The following is a 13,813-nucleotide window of genomic DNA, read 5'->3' on the forward strand; positions in this document are numbered from 1 at the left end:
ACACTCAGGGGGCGGGGACGTCCGAAGGAGGCGGCTCGCTCGCAGCGCCTGCAGCAGGCGCCGCCGTAGAAGCGGCAGGCAACGAGCCTGTTACCGGTGCGCCCGGATCGTTCGACTGGCGCCGCGCAATCAGGCTGCGATCCATGACCACGCCAAACCAGCCATCCGTCGGCAGCAGCCGCGAATTTAGCGCCGTCCACATCGGACGCGACGTGATCCCATCGTAGAACGTGCTGAACGAAGGCGTGAGGAACAGCAGCCCTACCGCCGCGGCCGCCATCAGCGCCGAGCCGGGAAGATTCCGCTTGTCGTATGGCTTGAACGCCGTGCCGAACGACTTCTTGATGTAGTTGCCTAGAACGTCGACCGAATAGATCTCGTCCAGGATCAAGTGCGTCAGAAAGCCGATCAGCAGAAAGCCGCCTGCAAGCCACGCCACCCCGTCCGGCCGGTCAAACACGTAGTAGAAGATGATGACGGTCGCGAAGGCCGATGCCAGTCCGGCGATCCAGGAATGCCAAACGCCTCGATGGTTCGTTAGCCGGTGGAACGTCGTGTGCAGGCCGTACCTCACGAAGAGAAGCGAGCCGAGCCACAGTATCCACATCTCGGCAATCGACAGATGCGGTGCGAAGTGGAACAGCAGCGCAAATGAGAAGAACACGGCAAGCCCCGCAAACAGCGCACGGCTGGGACGCGAGTCCTTCAGGTCGATATCCGGCAGTACCGAGCCGAGCGAACCAGCCAAGGTCACCGCAACGAGGTTCTCCGGCGCAATAACGTCAGCCGCCAGTGTGAGCGTGGCCAACGAACCGGCAACGATCGTTCCAACGACGATATGCGTAGGGAAGTTTGCCATGGATTGTGCCTCCACCTCTCCCAGCGCGGCCCGCGAGCCGGCAAACACCACTCCCCATCAGATTCTTGGCCCCAGCGGGAGAGAGGGCGCCATGCCGTATGTGGAAAACATACCGCGGCCCCAGTTGTCTGGAGCCTCTTGCCCTCCCGCCGCATAACCGCTTAATGGCGCGCATGAAATCGTCGATCGCCGACAATAAGCGCAGCCAGCATCAGCTCATCGCCGCCAGCAGCATTGCGGTTGCGCTGGCTGTGATGGGCATCAAGTACATTGCCTATCTGATGACGGGCAGCGTCGCGCTGTTCTCCGACGCGCTCGAAAGCATCGTCAATGTGCTGACGGCTATCGCCGCGCTCGTCGCCATCCGTATCGGCGCACAGCCGCCCGACCGTTCGCATCCGTTCGGCCACCACAAGGCGGAATACTTCGCCGCCGTGCTCGAAGGCGCGCTCATCATCGTCGCGGCCTTTATGATCTTCCGCGAGGCCTATTTCGCCTTCTACGAGCCGCGCAGCCTCAATCAGCCTGTCGCCGGCTTGATGGTCAACGCCTTCGCCACGGCGATCAACGCGGCCTGGGCCTGGGTCCTCATGAGCCGGGGCCGCATCTGGAACTCGCCCGCCATGGCCGGCGATGGGCGACACCTTCTGTCCGACGTTATCACCTCGGTCGGCGTGCTGATCGGCCTTATCCTGGCGACAATCACCGGCTGGAACGTGCTCGATCCCCTCCTCGCCGCCATCGTCGCATTCAACATTCTGCGCATCGGCTACAATCTCGCCGTCGAATCGATGAGCCAGCTTCTCGACCAGGCAGCCTCGCCCGAAATCCAGGCGCGCATTCTCGCTGCAATCCGCGCCAACGGTGAGGGGGCACTGCAGGCCCACGATATCCGCACCCGTACCGCCGGACCGCAGACATTCATCGAGTTTCACCTCGTAGTCCCCGGCGACATGACGGTGCTGACGGCCCACGGGATTTGCGACCGCATCGAGTACGCGCTGGAGCAAGAGCTCGCCAACACGGATGTCGTCATCCACGTCGAGCCTGACCATAAGGCCAAGCCCAAAGCCCCCGTCCAGCTTTGAGATTGCGAAGATTGCACAACGCGCCCGTTCCCGGCTAATAGCGCCATGGACCCGAATTCGCTGCCCGGGGTGAGGCTGTTCGTCGATGCACCGCTCGCCGCGGGCGCTTCGATCTCGTGCACACCCGATCAAGCCAACTACCTCGTCAACGTGCTGCGCCTCGCCGTCGGCGCCGAAATCCTCGTCTTCAACGGACGCGAGGGAGAGTGGCGGGCCAGGATCACTGACGCTGCGAAGCGCCGCTGCACGCTTGAGTGTGTTGGCCAGACGCGTCCTCAACTCGATGGCCCGGACGTCGACTATATCTTCGCGCCGCTCAAGCACGCTCGCCTCGACTACATGGTACAGAAGGCGACCGAGCTCGGCGTGGCACGCCTGCAGCCGGTCCTGACCCGCCGCACCATTGCCGCCCGCGTCAACCTCGAGCGCATGCGTGCAAACGCCATCGAGGCGGCCGAGCAGTGCGGCGTCCTGCGTGTCCCCGAAGTCGTCGAGCCGGCAAAGCTCGAGCAGATTTTGGCGCAGTGGGATCCGGCGAGGCGCTTGGTCTTTTGTGACGAGGCTGCCGACATCGCGAGCCCGCTCGACGCGTTGTCCGCGGTCCCGCCCGGCCCACTCGCCGTCTTGATCGGGCCCGAAGGAGGCTTCGATCCATCCGAGCGCGCATTGCTCCGCGAGAAGCCATTTACTCTCGCGATATCACTCGGGCCCCGCATCATGCGCGCTGACACCGCAGCGGTCGCAGCGCTGGCCCTTGTCAATGCCGCGCTCGGCGACTGGCGCTGACTCGTTCTACAGACGCGCAAACACAAAAGAGGCCACCGAACGGTGGCCTCCCGATCACGCCGGCGGTGATTGGGCTACGTCAGCCGCCGCACTTGCCGTCGAGCTTGTCCATGGCGGCATCATAAGCCTTGCCGTCCTCGGACTCCGGATCGAGATCGGCACCCGCTTCGAAGGCGGTCTGGAACTCGGGGCCCAGCTGCTTCATGAAGCCGTCCATCTGCTTGTCGAGCTCTTCCGCCTTGCTGTCGTCTTCGGCGTCCGCCGAGGACATGACCTTGCTCATCTCGCAGTAGACTTTCAGCTTTGCTGCATCGTTGCCCACGGCCTCAAAGGTCTTGACGGCAGAGTCCACTGCCGCATTGGCGGCAAGCACCGGTGAGGCAAGAAGGCCGCAGAGGGCGCAGGCGGCCAAGTACTTATTCATTGTGTTCTCCCATAGGGTTGTGAGCAAATTTGATGCTTAGCGGCGACTTGCATGAGCGGTCCTCGACCCATCAGTGCATATCCGAAACTGAGAACGTCGGCGAGCAGACAAAGCCGTCGGCCCAGCAGGACAATCCGGCACACGATTCCTGGCGTGCAATAGTGTTTTTTTGTGGTAGCTGCATTGAGCCTCCCGAGGGGGCCCTCCGGGTTGCACTCGCGGGGCCGAGGCCTTAGAGGCTCCGTTCCGAATGCAGCAACCCACCCACGCTAGAATACATTCGGAAGGTCCTGTAGGCCGTCAACCCACGGATCCCAAGAGCCAGTCGAACCTTTTGAAGGCCTGCTGAATGTCCACCCGTGAAGATGGCGCGCCAAGCCCGCTCATCCGCTCGCGCGATGATCTCGTGGGTTGGATAGCCGCTGGTGAAAAGCCTAAGGCCGCGTGGCGCATCGGCACTGAGCACGAAAAGTTCGTCTTCCACACGGACACCCTCACGCCCGTCCCTTACGAAGGCGCCCGCAGCATCTCTGCCCTGCTCAAAGCACTGATAACGCGCTTTGGCTGGGACCCGATCATGGAGGGCGACAAGATCATCGCCCTGAAGCGGGAAGGCTGTGAGATCTGTGGCAACATCAGCCTGGAACCCGGCGGTCAGTTCGAGCTGTCGGGCGGCGCCCTCGAGACACTGCACGAGACCGCCGTCGAAACCCGTGCCCACCTGCGCGAGGTCCTTTGCGTCGGCGAGCAACTCGGCATCGGCTTCATCGGGCTCGGCTTCTCGCCCAAGTGGACATTGGCGGAAACCCCGCACATGCCCAAGCAGCGTTACAACATCATGACGCGCTACATGCCGACCGTCGGCTCGCGCGGCCTCGACATGATGTACCGCACGGCAACGATCCAGGTGAACCTCGATTTCGCCAGCGAAGCCGACATGGTCAAGAAGCTGCGCGTTTCCCTTGCACTGCAGCCAATCGCGACGGCCCTCTTCGCCGCCTCTCCCTTCACGGAGGGCAAGCTCAACGGCTTCGAGTCGATGCGAAGCGAGGTCTGGCGCGACACCGACAAGCGCCGCACCGGCATGCTTCCCTTCGTATTCGAGGAAGGCATGGGCTACGAGCGCTACGTCGACTACGCCCTGTCGGTGCCGATGTATTTCGTCTACCGCGGCGGCCGCTACATCGACGCGTCCGGTGCCTCCTTCCAAGACTTCCTCGACGGCAAGCTGCCCCAGCTCCCAGGCGAGCGCCCGACCATCGACGACTGGTCCGATCACCTCACCACCTTGTTCCCGGAAGTCCGTCTGAAGCGCTTCCTGGAAATGCGCGGTGCCGACAGCGGTCCCTGGCAGCGCATTTGCGCACTTCCCGCCTTCTGGGTCGGCCTTCTTTATGACGAGCAGGCACTCGATGCGGCTTGGAACCTCGTCAAAGACTGGACCGCAGAGGAGCGCGAGGCACTACGCAACGCCGTCCCCAGAACCGCCCTCACCACCAAATTCCGCGACACCACCGTTCAGCAGATCTCCCGCGAAGTGCTCCGCATCGCCCGCCGCGGACTGCGCGCGCGCCGTCGCATCAACGCGGCCAGTCAGGATGAATCGGTTTATCTCGACCTTCTCGACGAAGTGGCCCACTCGGGCCGTACACTGGCCGATCGGCTCATCGAGCGCTTCGAGGGCCCCTGGCACCGCCAGATCGATCATGTCTTTGAAGAATATGCGTTCTGACCCACTGGCGCCCTGGTTCAGGTTGTGTTCATCCTAGGCGACGTTTACTCGACCACAGGGCACTATGGGGCATTCTCTGAGGCATCCGTTCTGACGGGCCGAAGCGGGCAAGCGGCGGGAGAACTAACGTGCTCGGACGCAAGTTGAACTGGGCGCTCATGACTGTATTGGTGGCCCTTGCCACCCTTATCGCCATCGGTGTCGGCTCTAGCGATCGCGTGGCGGCGGGCCAGTGCGGCTCCAGCTGCAAGAACCAATACAATCAGTGCCGAATCTCGACCAAGGGCTCGCCGAGCTGCGAGATCGCCTTCACGCGCTGCATGCAGGCTTGCATCCGCAAATAGCCCGCTTTGCCGATCCCCCCACACACATGGGGACCACGACTAGCCGCCGCGGTGCATGCGCGCCCAACACGATCTCGCAGGAGAGCTGGCACGCGACGCCCGTCAGGCTTCGTCTGCTCGGGCTTCGAGTTTGGTGTCGCGCAAGCCGCGCCGCTATTTGTGGAGCTTCAGGAACGCGATGAGGTCTTTGCGCTCGGCTTCGTTCTTGATGCCGGGGAACGCCATCACATTGTTGGGCACGAACCTGTCCGGCGTTTCGAGGTACTTGGACAGATTATCTTCCGTCCAGACGATGCCCTTGCTGCCAGCTTCCTTCATGGCATCTGAATAATTGAAGCCCGGTGCAGCCCCGGCCTTACGCCCCACCACGCCAGTTAGCGCAGGACCAGCCTTATTCTTGGCGTCCGGCCCAATGGCGTGGCACGCGCGGCACCGCTTGAACACCGCTTCACCCTTGGAGGCGTCTTGCGCGGCGGCGGGCAAGCCAGCGACAAGCAACGCCACCGCTGCAAATAGTCCCCTGCACGTCATGCCGTCCTCCCGTTCCACGCAGATCAGCAAATGCGCAGCCTGCGATCAAGGCCATTTGACGCCCTATCAGCGGCCGACAGCACCAGTCCAGCCGGCCAAAGAAAGAGCAAGCTATTGGGTAGCAAGCGAATTGGGTTATCATTGGACGCTAGTGATAAGGTATCGGTTCATCGGGCGAAAAGCTGTAGTGTCAGCCCGAGATCGCTCAAAGCCCAAAGGCCGCCGCTGAAAGCCAGTGGCCGCCAAACTGCGGTACGCGTAAGTCACATACGTGTATGCCTATCGCCGTTACTGGAACTGCCACGCCGGAGAAACGCATGACGCTGTCGAGGATGCCGGAACCAGACCGGGCTGTGCTCGACCGGAGAGACTCCATCGTCAAGGACCTGGAGGCGCTCATCGGTGTCGATGGCGTGATTTCCGAGGAGGAGGGCCGTCGCGCGTTCGAGGCTGATGCGCTGACCGCCTATCGCCAGGCGCCGCTCGCCGTCGCCCTTCCGCGCTCCACCGAGGACGTCTCCAAGATCCTGAGGTACTGCAATCAGAATGGCGTGCGCGTCGTACCGCGCGGCGCCGGCACCTCGCTCTGCGGCGGCGCGCTTCCGACCGCCGACTCGATCGTCATCGGCACCTCGCGCATGAACCGCGTGATCGAGACCGATTTTATCAACCGCACCATCACCGTGGAGTGCGGCATCACCAATCTCGCCATCACCGACGCGGTCTCCGCCGAAGGCTTCTTCTACGCGCCCGACCCATCGAGCCAGCTCGCCTGCACCGTCGGCGGCAACGTCGCCATGAACTCCGGCGGCGCCCACTGCCTGAAGTACGGCGTAACGACCAACAACGTGCTCGGCCTCAAGATGGTGCTCGTCGATGGCGAGATCGTAGAGATCGGCGGCGCCTATCCCGACTCTGAAGGTTATGACTTCCTCGCCCTCGTCGTCGGATCGGAGGGCCAGTTCGGCATCGTCACCGAGGCAACGCTGAAGATCGTGCCCAAACCCGAGTCCGCGCGCCCAGTCATGCTCGGATTTTCCTCGTGCGAAGCTGCCGGCCAATGCGTCGCCGCCATCATCGGCTCCGGCATTATCCCCGTCGCCATCGAATATATGGACCGGCCAGCCATCGCTGTTTGCGAGGCTTACGCCAAGGCCGGCTATCCACTCGACGTCGAAGCCCTGCTCATCGTCGAGGTCGAGGGCTACGAGGATGAAACCACGCGCCTGCTGCGCGACATCGTCGACATCGCCCGATCGTTCGATCCGCAGGTCATTGAGGCCAGCACCTCGGCCGAGCACAGCGCCCGCATTTGGAAGGGCCGCAAAGCCGCGTTCGGCGCGATGGGCCGCATCTCCGATTATTACTGCATGGACGGCACCATTCCGCTCGCGCGCCTGCCGGAGGTGCTGAGCCGCATCGCCCAGATCTGCGCCGAGCATCGCCTCAAGGTCGCCAACGTTTTCCACGCCGGCGATGGAAACCTGCATCCGCTCATCCTCTACAATGCCAACGATCAGGACGAGTCGAACCGGGCTGAGTTGGCCGGCGCCGAGATTCTGAAACTGTGCGTAGCAGTCGGCGGCTGCCTTACGGGCGAGCACGGAGTCGGCATCGAGAAGCGCGATTTGATGGAAGTGCAGTTTTCCCCATCCGATCTCGCGGTCCAGATGCGCATTAAAAGTGTTTTCGATCCGGGCTGGCTCTTGAACCCGGGTAAGGTCTTCCCGCTCAGCGTGCTCGAAGCCAGCGGCGAGCGTCCGGCTGCAGATCAGGCAGCCTGAGGAGAGAGAATTGAGCGACGTGCAACGCCCCGGCGCCGACTGGGAGCTTCAATTTGTCATCGCAGGCTGCGTGGAAAAGCGCCTGCCGATCGAGATTGTCGGCTCCGGCAGCAAACGCGCGATCGGACGCCCTGTCGACGGCGTCGTCACCATCACTACAGCTTCGCTGCGCGGTATTTCGTTGTATGAGCCCAATGAGCTGGTGATGTCGGCGCGCGCCGGCACGCCGCTATCGCAGATCGAGGCAGAACTGGCCGCGCGCGGGCAGATGCTGCCCTTCGAGCCCATCGACCTCGGCCCCACGACCGGTGGCCCGCAAGGCTCACAAACAATCGGCGCCGTGTTTGCAACCAACATGTCCGGCGCTCGCCGGGTCCTTTACGGAGCCGCGCGCGATCACCTCCTCGGCGTCAGAGGCGTCAACGGCCGCGCCGAGCTGTTCCAGGCCGGCGGCCGCGTGATGAAGAACGTCACCGGCTACGACATCACCCGCGGTCTCACGGGAAGCTGGGGCACGCTCGCCGCGCTCACCGAGGTGACCTTCAAGGTCATTCCCTGGCCGGAAACGTCCGTAACAATCATCTACCTCGGCCTGCCGGACAATCTCGCGATCGAGCTGCTGTCAGCCGCGATGATGATGCCCGTCGAGGTCTCGGGCGCCGTGCACCTCCCCGCCCCGGTCGCCGCACGTCTCAACCACCCGGGTCTCAAGACCCTCAATAAATCCATTACCGCCCTGCGCCTGGAAAACTTCGCCTCCGCAGTCGCCGGCCGCAAGCAGCGCCTGAAAGAGACGTTGAAGGTCTATGGCAAGGCGCTCGAGCTCGAGCATCGCGAGACGCTCGAGTTCTGGAACGAGCTGCGGCGCCTGTCGGTCATGCCCCACAATCGCCAGACGCTCCTCTGGCGCATCTCCACCAAAGCAACGACCGCTCCCAAGCTCGTCTCGGCCATCAAGCGTTATATGCCCGCCGAAGCCTATTACGACTGGGGCGGCTCCCTCATCTGGCTCGAAGTGCCGTCCGCCGCCGACGCCGGCACCGCCGAAATCCGCCGCGTCACCGCCATCCATGGCGGTCACGCCATGCTAATCCGCGCTGAACCGGCCGTCCGCGCAGCGGTGGAAGTCTTCCAGCCCTTGAGCCCGCCGCTCGAACGGCTTACCCGTGGTCTCAAAGCCGCTTTCGATCCGGCCGGCATTCTCAACCCCGGCCGCATGTACGCCAACTTGTGAAGGCACGCCCAGCGCATGCAGACGAACTTCACGCCTGAGCAACTGAGCAACGCGCGCATCGCGGAAGCCGAGTCCATTCTGCGCCGCTGCGTGCATTGCGGCCTGTGCACCGCCACGTGCCCCACCTACGTGCTGCTGGGCGACGAACGCGACAGCCCGCGCGGGCGCATCTACTTGATCAAGGACATGCTGGAGGACAACGCGCCCGCCAGCAAGGAAGTGCAGCATCACCTCGATCGCTGCCTCTCGTGCTTGTCGTGCATGTCGACCTGCCCCAGTGGCGTCGACTACATGCACCTGATCGACCTCGCCCGCGCCTATGTCGAGCAGACCGCGTCGCGCCCATTCAAGGAGCGTCTCGTCCGACGCCTGTTGGCCGGCATCCTGCCCTACCCCGAGCGCTTCCGCTTCGCCATCCGCCTCGCTCCGCTCGGTCGCCCATGGACCAAGATGCTGCGCCGCTTCGGCTTCGAGCAGCTCGCCGCCATGATCGATCTGGCTCCCGCCGTCCTGCCGCCATCGCCGAAGTTCGAGGGCCCCGGCACCGCCGCAACCGAGGACGAGCGCCGCGCACGCGTCATCATGCTGGCCGGTTGCGCGCAGCAGGTGCTGCGCCCCGGCATCAACGATTCCACCATTCGCTTGCTGGCCCGCCGTGGTGTCGATGTCGTCGTCGCATCAGGGTCGGGCTGCTGCGGCGCGCTCACCTACCACCTCGGCGACGAAGCCGGCGCCATCGAGTTCGCTAAGCGCAATGTGGATGCCTGGACGAAGGAACTCGCCAAGGGCCCGGTCGACGCCATCATCTCCAACGCGTCGGGCTGTGGCACTACGATCAAGGACTACGGCCACATGCTGAAGCGCGAGCCGGAATATGCCGCCCGCGCTGCGCGCATTTCCGCACTCGCCCGCGACGTGTCCGAATTCCTCGGCGCCTACGAGCTTGGACCGCCCAAGCGCTGGTCGTCGCTGCGCGTTGCCTATCACCCCGCGTGCTCGCTGCAGCACGGGCAGCGCATCAAGGAACAGCCGCGCGATCTGCTCTCCAAGGCCGGCTACAGCGTTGTCGACATCCCTGAGTCGCACATCTGCTGCGGGTCGGCCGGCACCTATAACATCATGCAGCCAGAGATCGCCGGCGCCCTGCGCGACCGCAAGTCCAAGAACATCAAGCGCATCAAGCCCGACCTCGTCGCCGCGGGCAACATCGGCTGCATCTCGCAGCTTTCCGGACAGGTCGACGTCCCCGTGGTGCATACGGTGGAGCTGTTGGATTGGGCCTACGGCGGTCCTGTGCCGCGCGGTCTGGAGCCCTTAGCGCGCTTCGTTTCCAACGTCCCCGAGCCAAAGCAACGGCGCGCCGAGGACTTCATCCACGCCTGAGGTGGCCTGTCTCTCAACTGCGGCTCTGCTACGCAGGGGCTGATGCCATTTGCCTGAAATGCAAAATCAAGAAGCACACTTCATCAAGGTAGATTCCCGCCACCAGTCCGGCCCCTTCGACATCATCGGCGACGTGCACGGTTGCATCGATGAACTGACGACGCTGCTGCAACAGCTCGGATACGGCGTACGCTTCGCGGGCACGGGAAACGACCGCCGCGCAGTGACCAGCACACCGGCCGGACGCCGCGTTTTGTTTGTCGGCGATCTCGTTGACCGCGGCCCCAATTCACCCGACGTGCTGCGCCTCGTCATGGATATGGCGGCCGCCGGACATGCGCACACCGTCGCCGGCAATCACGACCACAAGTTCCTGCGTTGGCTCAAGGGCAACAAGGTCAAGATCAGTAGCGGCCTCGAGCGCACCATCGCCCAGCTCGAAGGCGAACCCGATGCCTTCAAGGCGCGCACGCTCGAATTTCTCAACCGCTTGCCCAGCCACGCCTGGCTAGACGCGGGCCGCCTCGCCATCGCCCACGCCGGCATCAAGGAAAGCATGCTCGGGCGCACATATCCGCGCGCACACGAGTTCGGACTATTCGGCGACACCTCGGGCCGCGTCGGCCCCGATGGCCTCGCCGAGCGCTTCAACTGGGCAGCCGACTACCGTGGCAATACCGCCATAGTCTATGGCCACACGCCGGTCGCCGAGGCACAATGGCTGAACAACACCTTGTGCATCGATACTGGCTGCGTTTTTGGCGGCAAGCTGACGGCCCTGCGCTGGCCAGAGCGCCAGATCGTCTCCGTGCCGGCCCTCGGCACCTACGCCGAGTTGAAGCGCCCCTTCGGTCACCCGCCAGCACGCCCGGCTAAGCCCTCTGAGCGCTGATCCGATTGCGTAACAGTCTTAAGCCGCTATAACGCGCAAAACCCGCGCACACCGGCGCCGAGCAAGCACACAATGAGCAAGCAAAAGAAAGATCAGCGGCCGACGCCGCGCCTCCCGCGCGGTCTGCGCGACATCGAGGCCACCGAGCTGCGCCAGCAGCAGGCGATGCTGTCGAAGATCCGCGAGGTGTACGAGCGCTACGGCTTCGAGCCGCTCGAAACACCGGTCTTTGAATATACCGATGCGCTCGGCAAGTTCCTCCCCGACCAGGATCGCCCCAACGCTGGCGTGTTCTCGCTTCAGGACGAGGACGAGCAATGGATGAGCCTGCGCTACGATCTCACCGCGCCGCTCGCCCGGTACGTCGCCCAGCACTTCCAATTTCTGCCCAAGCCCTTCCGCCGCTACGCGGTCGGCAGCGTCTTCCGCAACGAAAAGCCCGGCCCCGGGCGCTTCCGCCAGTTCACCCAGTTCGACGCCGATACCGTGGGCGCTGAAAGCGTCGCCGCCGACGCCGAAATGCTGATGCTTGCCGCCGACACGCTCGAAGCGCTCGGCATCAAGCGCGGCGACTACGTTGTCAAAGTATCGAACCGCAAGATCCTAGACGGCCTGCGCGAGATCGTCGGCCTCAGCGGCGATGATAACGATGCGCGCTGGCTCATCGCCATGCGCGCGCTCGACAAACTCGACCGCCTCGGTCCGGCCGGTGTGCGCGAGCTGCTCGGCAAAGGCCGCAAAGACGAAAGCGGCGACTTCACCACCGGCGCCGAGCTCGAAGCTTCGGCCATCGACACCATCATGAGCGTGTTCGAAACGGCGTCCGGCGACAAGCTCGAAAAGCTCGAAAAGACGCTCGAGGGAAGCGCCGCAGGTGCCGCCGGACGCGACGAGCTGCAGCAAATTTCCGACCTCGTGCGCGGCGCCGGCTACGGCCCCGAACGAATCTCCATCGATCCCTCGGTCGTCCGCGGCCTCGAATATTACACCGGCCCCGTATTCGAGGCCGAGCTGACGTTCGAGGTGAAGGACGAAAAGGGCAACCCCGTCCGCTTCGGCTCCGTCGGCGGCGGCGGCCGCTACGACGACCTCGTGTCTCGCTTCACCGGTCAGAAGGTGCCCGCAACCGGCTTCTCCATCGGCGTCTCGCGCCTACAGGCCGCTCTTCTCGCCCTCCACAAGGACAAGGAAGCCGCACCCGACGGCCCCGTCATCGTCACTGTGATGGAGAAGGAGCGCCTCCCCGACTACCAGAAGATGGTTCAGGACCTGCGCGCCGCCGGCATCCGCGCCGAGCTCTACCTCGGCAACCCCAAGAAGTTCGGCAAGCAGCTCGAGTACGCCGACAAGCGTAACTCCCCCTGCGTCGTCATCCAGGGCTCTGATGAGCATGCCGCCGGCAACGTCACCCTCAAGGACCTCGTCGAGGGCGCCAAGGCCGCTGCAGCCATCAAGGACAACAAGGAGTGGAAGGAGCAGCGGCCCGCCCAGGTCACCGTGCCTGCCACCGACCTTATTTCCGAAGTGCGCAAAATCCTGGCCCGCCACACCGGGTAGAGGCCCGGGTCGGCTGATCCGGAACCAAGCACCGCAACGCCATATTTGCTCCCATCTCCGGCGCCAGCTAGGGTCTGCCGGGCAGCGATGGACACGCGGGAACATGCAGGCCGATTCAACCACAGTGCAGCAGAGCACACGAGTTGCGGATGCCCCGCTCAACAACTGGGTGGATCGCTACGCTCCCAGACCGATGCGCCCCTATTTGCGTCTCGCGCGCCTCGACCGCCCCATCGGCTTCTGGTTGCTGCTGCTGCCGTGCTGGTGGTCGGTCGGCCTCGCAGGCGTAAGCCTCAACCAGCCCTACCCTGACCCATGGCTGCTGATCCTGTTCGCCGTGGGCGCCCTTGCCATGCGTGCTTCCGGCTGCGCCTATAACGACTACGTCGACCGCAACTACGACGCCCAGCTCCCGCGCACGGCCGGCCGCCCCATTCCTTCAGGTCAGGTCACGCCCGCCGAGGCCTTGGCCTTCGCCACGTTCTGCGCCTTCGCCGGCCTGCTGGTTCTGATCCAATTCAACGCATTCACCATCAAGCTCGGCGCGGCATCCCTGTTCCTCGTCGCGCTCTATCCGTTCATGAAGCGCTTCACGCACTGGCCGCAGTTCATACTCGGCCTTGCCTTCAACTGGGGCGCTCTGGTCGGCTGGACGGCCGTCACGGGCTCGCTCGGCCTCCCCGCACTGTTGCTCTATGCGGGCTCGGTGCTGTGGACCATCGGCTACGACACGATATATGCCCATCAAGACCGCGAGGATGATCTTCTTCTCGGCCTGCGCTCCACCGCCATCCGCTTTGGCGACAACACTATGACCTGGGTCGGCGGCTTCTATGCTGCCGCGGTCGTGCTGTGGCTGGCCGCCGGCTACATGGCCGGCACGCACCTAATTTACTTTACCGCTGTGGTTTTGGCCTCTCTGCAGATGGCCTGGCAGGTAACGACGCTCAACATCAACGATGGCGAGAATTGCCTGCGCCGCTTCCGCTCCAACCGCGACGTGGGGGTCGTCATCTTCATCGGCCTGGCCGCCGACACGATCCTGTCGTGGATGGCGGGCCTCAGTTAAGCATGTCGCAAGCGTTAAGCAATTTCGGCTTGAACCCGTGCCGCGGATTCAAGCCGAAATGGGAAGCCTCGCCGTTGTCTTCAGAGCCAGCCGTCTTGTGCGACCGTGAAGGCAGAATGACACATCCGGC

13 protein-coding genes are annotated in these 13,813 nt (G+C 63.8%); 10 read left to right on the forward strand and 3 right to left on the reverse strand.

Annotated elements, in window-relative coordinates; translation table 11 throughout:
- Nucleotides 1-4 precede the first annotated feature (4 nt).
- Complete coding sequence (locus tag NDB2M4_RS07925) at nt 5-859, reverse strand: metal-dependent hydrolase (RefSeq protein WP_083556074.1); 855 nt, start codon at nt 857-859, stop codon at nt 5-7.
- 164 nt (nt 860-1,023) lie between these two features.
- Here NDB2M4_RS07925 and NDB2M4_RS07930 point away from each other — a divergent pair, with 164 nt between their 5' ends.
- Together NDB2M4_RS07930 and NDB2M4_RS07935 are read left to right on the forward strand one after the other, a co-directional pair.
- Complete coding sequence (locus tag NDB2M4_RS07930) at nt 1,024-1,947, forward strand: cation diffusion facilitator family transporter (protein ID WP_244536087.1); 924 nt, start codon at nt 1,024-1,026, stop codon at nt 1,945-1,947.
- 45 nt (nt 1,948-1,992) lie between these two features.
- On the forward strand, nt 1,993-2,733 hold the full coding sequence (locus NDB2M4_RS07935; protein WP_072372794.1) for a 16S rRNA (uracil(1498)-N(3))-methyltransferase: 741 nt from the start codon (nt 1,993-1,995) through the stop codon (nt 2,731-2,733).
- Between the two features lie 79 nt (nt 2,734-2,812).
- Here the strand turns inward: NDB2M4_RS07935 and NDB2M4_RS07940 are convergent, their stop codons facing one another.
- Nucleotides 2,813-3,157, reverse strand: coding sequence for a hypothetical protein (locus NDB2M4_RS07940; RefSeq protein ID WP_072372797.1), 345 nt, complete (start codon nt 3,155-3,157; stop codon nt 2,813-2,815).
- A gap of 349 nt (nt 3,158-3,506) precedes the next feature.
- On the opposite strand from NDB2M4_RS07940, the gene NDB2M4_RS07945 reads away from it, so the two are divergent.
- Entirely contained in the window at nt 3,507-4,889 is a 1,383-nt protein-coding gene (locus NDB2M4_RS07945; RefSeq protein WP_072372800.1) for a glutamate--cysteine ligase, read from the forward strand.
- A 128-nt stretch (nt 4,890-5,017) separates the two neighbouring features.
- A complete protein-coding gene (locus NDB2M4_RS07950) occupies nt 5,018-5,233 on the forward strand; it encodes a hypothetical protein (protein WP_072372803.1) in 216 nt (71 codons plus the stop codon).
- A 153-nt stretch (nt 5,234-5,386) separates the two neighbouring features.
- Here the strand turns inward: NDB2M4_RS07950 and NDB2M4_RS07955 are convergent, their stop codons facing one another.
- Nucleotides 5,387-5,764 carry a c-type cytochrome gene (locus NDB2M4_RS07955; RefSeq protein ID WP_072373417.1) on the reverse strand — a complete coding sequence of 126 codons (378 nt, stop codon included), beginning with the start codon at nt 5,762-5,764 and terminating at the stop codon, nt 5,387-5,389.
- 317 nt (nt 5,765-6,081) lie between these two features.
- Here NDB2M4_RS07955 and NDB2M4_RS07960 point away from each other — a divergent pair, with 317 nt between their 5' ends.
- The 6 genes from NDB2M4_RS07960 (at nt 6,082) to ubiA (ending at nt 13,683) form a co-directional block, all read left to right on the forward strand.
- Nucleotides 6,082-7,548 carry an FAD-binding oxidoreductase gene (locus NDB2M4_RS07960; RefSeq protein WP_072372805.1) on the forward strand — a complete coding sequence of 489 codons (1,467 nt, stop codon included), beginning with the start codon at nt 6,082-6,084 and terminating at the stop codon, nt 7,546-7,548.
- A 19-nt stretch (nt 7,549-7,567) separates the two neighbouring features.
- Entirely contained in the window at nt 7,568-8,782 is a 1,215-nt protein-coding gene (gene glcE, locus NDB2M4_RS07965) for a glycolate oxidase subunit GlcE (RefSeq protein WP_244536102.1), read from the forward strand.
- Between the two features lie 15 nt (nt 8,783-8,797).
- A complete protein-coding gene (gene glcF, locus NDB2M4_RS07970; RefSeq protein ID WP_072372811.1) occupies nt 8,798-10,165 on the forward strand; it encodes a glycolate oxidase subunit GlcF in 1,368 nt (455 codons plus the stop codon).
- Nucleotides 10,166-10,223: 58 nt separating this feature from the next.
- Complete coding sequence (locus tag NDB2M4_RS07975; RefSeq protein ID WP_072372813.1) at nt 10,224-11,057, forward strand: metallophosphoesterase; 834 nt, start codon at nt 10,224-10,226, stop codon at nt 11,055-11,057.
- Nucleotides 11,058-11,129: 72 nt separating this feature from the next.
- Nucleotides 11,130-12,614: a histidine--tRNA ligase gene (gene hisS, locus NDB2M4_RS07980; protein WP_072372816.1), complete on the forward strand. Its 1,485-nt coding sequence runs from the start codon at nt 11,130-11,132 to the stop codon at nt 12,612-12,614.
- Nucleotides 12,615-12,717: 103 nt separating this feature from the next.
- Complete coding sequence (ubiA, locus tag NDB2M4_RS07985; protein WP_072372819.1) at nt 12,718-13,683, forward strand: 4-hydroxybenzoate octaprenyltransferase; 966 nt, start codon at nt 12,718-12,720, stop codon at nt 13,681-13,683.
- Nucleotides 13,684-13,813: the final 130 nt, after the last annotated feature.

Source organism: Hyphomicrobium sp. NDB2Meth4, assembly GCF_900117445.1.
GTDB lineage: Bacteria > Pseudomonadota > Alphaproteobacteria > Rhizobiales > Hyphomicrobiaceae > Hyphomicrobium_A.

Coding starts and splice junctions, on each gene's coding strand:
- NDB2M4_RS07925 (WP_083556074.1), bottom strand. CDS start 859: ATGGCAAACTTCCCTACGCATATCGTCGTTGGAACGATCGTTGCCGGT.
- glcF (WP_072372811.1), top strand. CDS start 8,798: ATGCAGACGAACTTCACGCCTGAGCAACTGAGCAACGCGCGCATCGCG.
- NDB2M4_RS07930 (WP_244536087.1), top strand. CDS start 1,024: ATGGCGCGCATGAAATCGTCGATCGCCGACAATAAGCGCAGCCAGCAT.
- NDB2M4_RS07960 (WP_072372805.1), top strand. CDS start 6,082: ATGACGCTGTCGAGGATGCCGGAACCAGACCGGGCTGTGCTCGACCGG.
- ubiA (WP_072372819.1), top strand. CDS start 12,718: ATGCAGGCCGATTCAACCACAGTGCAGCAGAGCACACGAGTTGCGGAT.
- NDB2M4_RS07935 (WP_072372794.1), top strand. CDS start 1,993: ATGGACCCGAATTCGCTGCCCGGGGTGAGGCTGTTCGTCGATGCACCG.
- NDB2M4_RS07955 (WP_072373417.1), bottom strand. CDS start 5,764: ATGACGTGCAGGGGACTATTTGCAGCGGTGGCGTTGCTTGTCGCTGGC.
- NDB2M4_RS07975 (WP_072372813.1), top strand. CDS start 10,224: ATGCAAAATCAAGAAGCACACTTCATCAAGGTAGATTCCCGCCACCAG.
- NDB2M4_RS07945 (WP_072372800.1), top strand. CDS start 3,507: ATGTCCACCCGTGAAGATGGCGCGCCAAGCCCGCTCATCCGCTCGCGC.
- NDB2M4_RS07940 (WP_072372797.1), bottom strand. CDS start 3,157: ATGAATAAGTACTTGGCCGCCTGCGCCCTCTGCGGCCTTCTTGCCTCA.
- hisS (WP_072372816.1), top strand. CDS start 11,130: ATGAGCAAGCAAAAGAAAGATCAGCGGCCGACGCCGCGCCTCCCGCGC.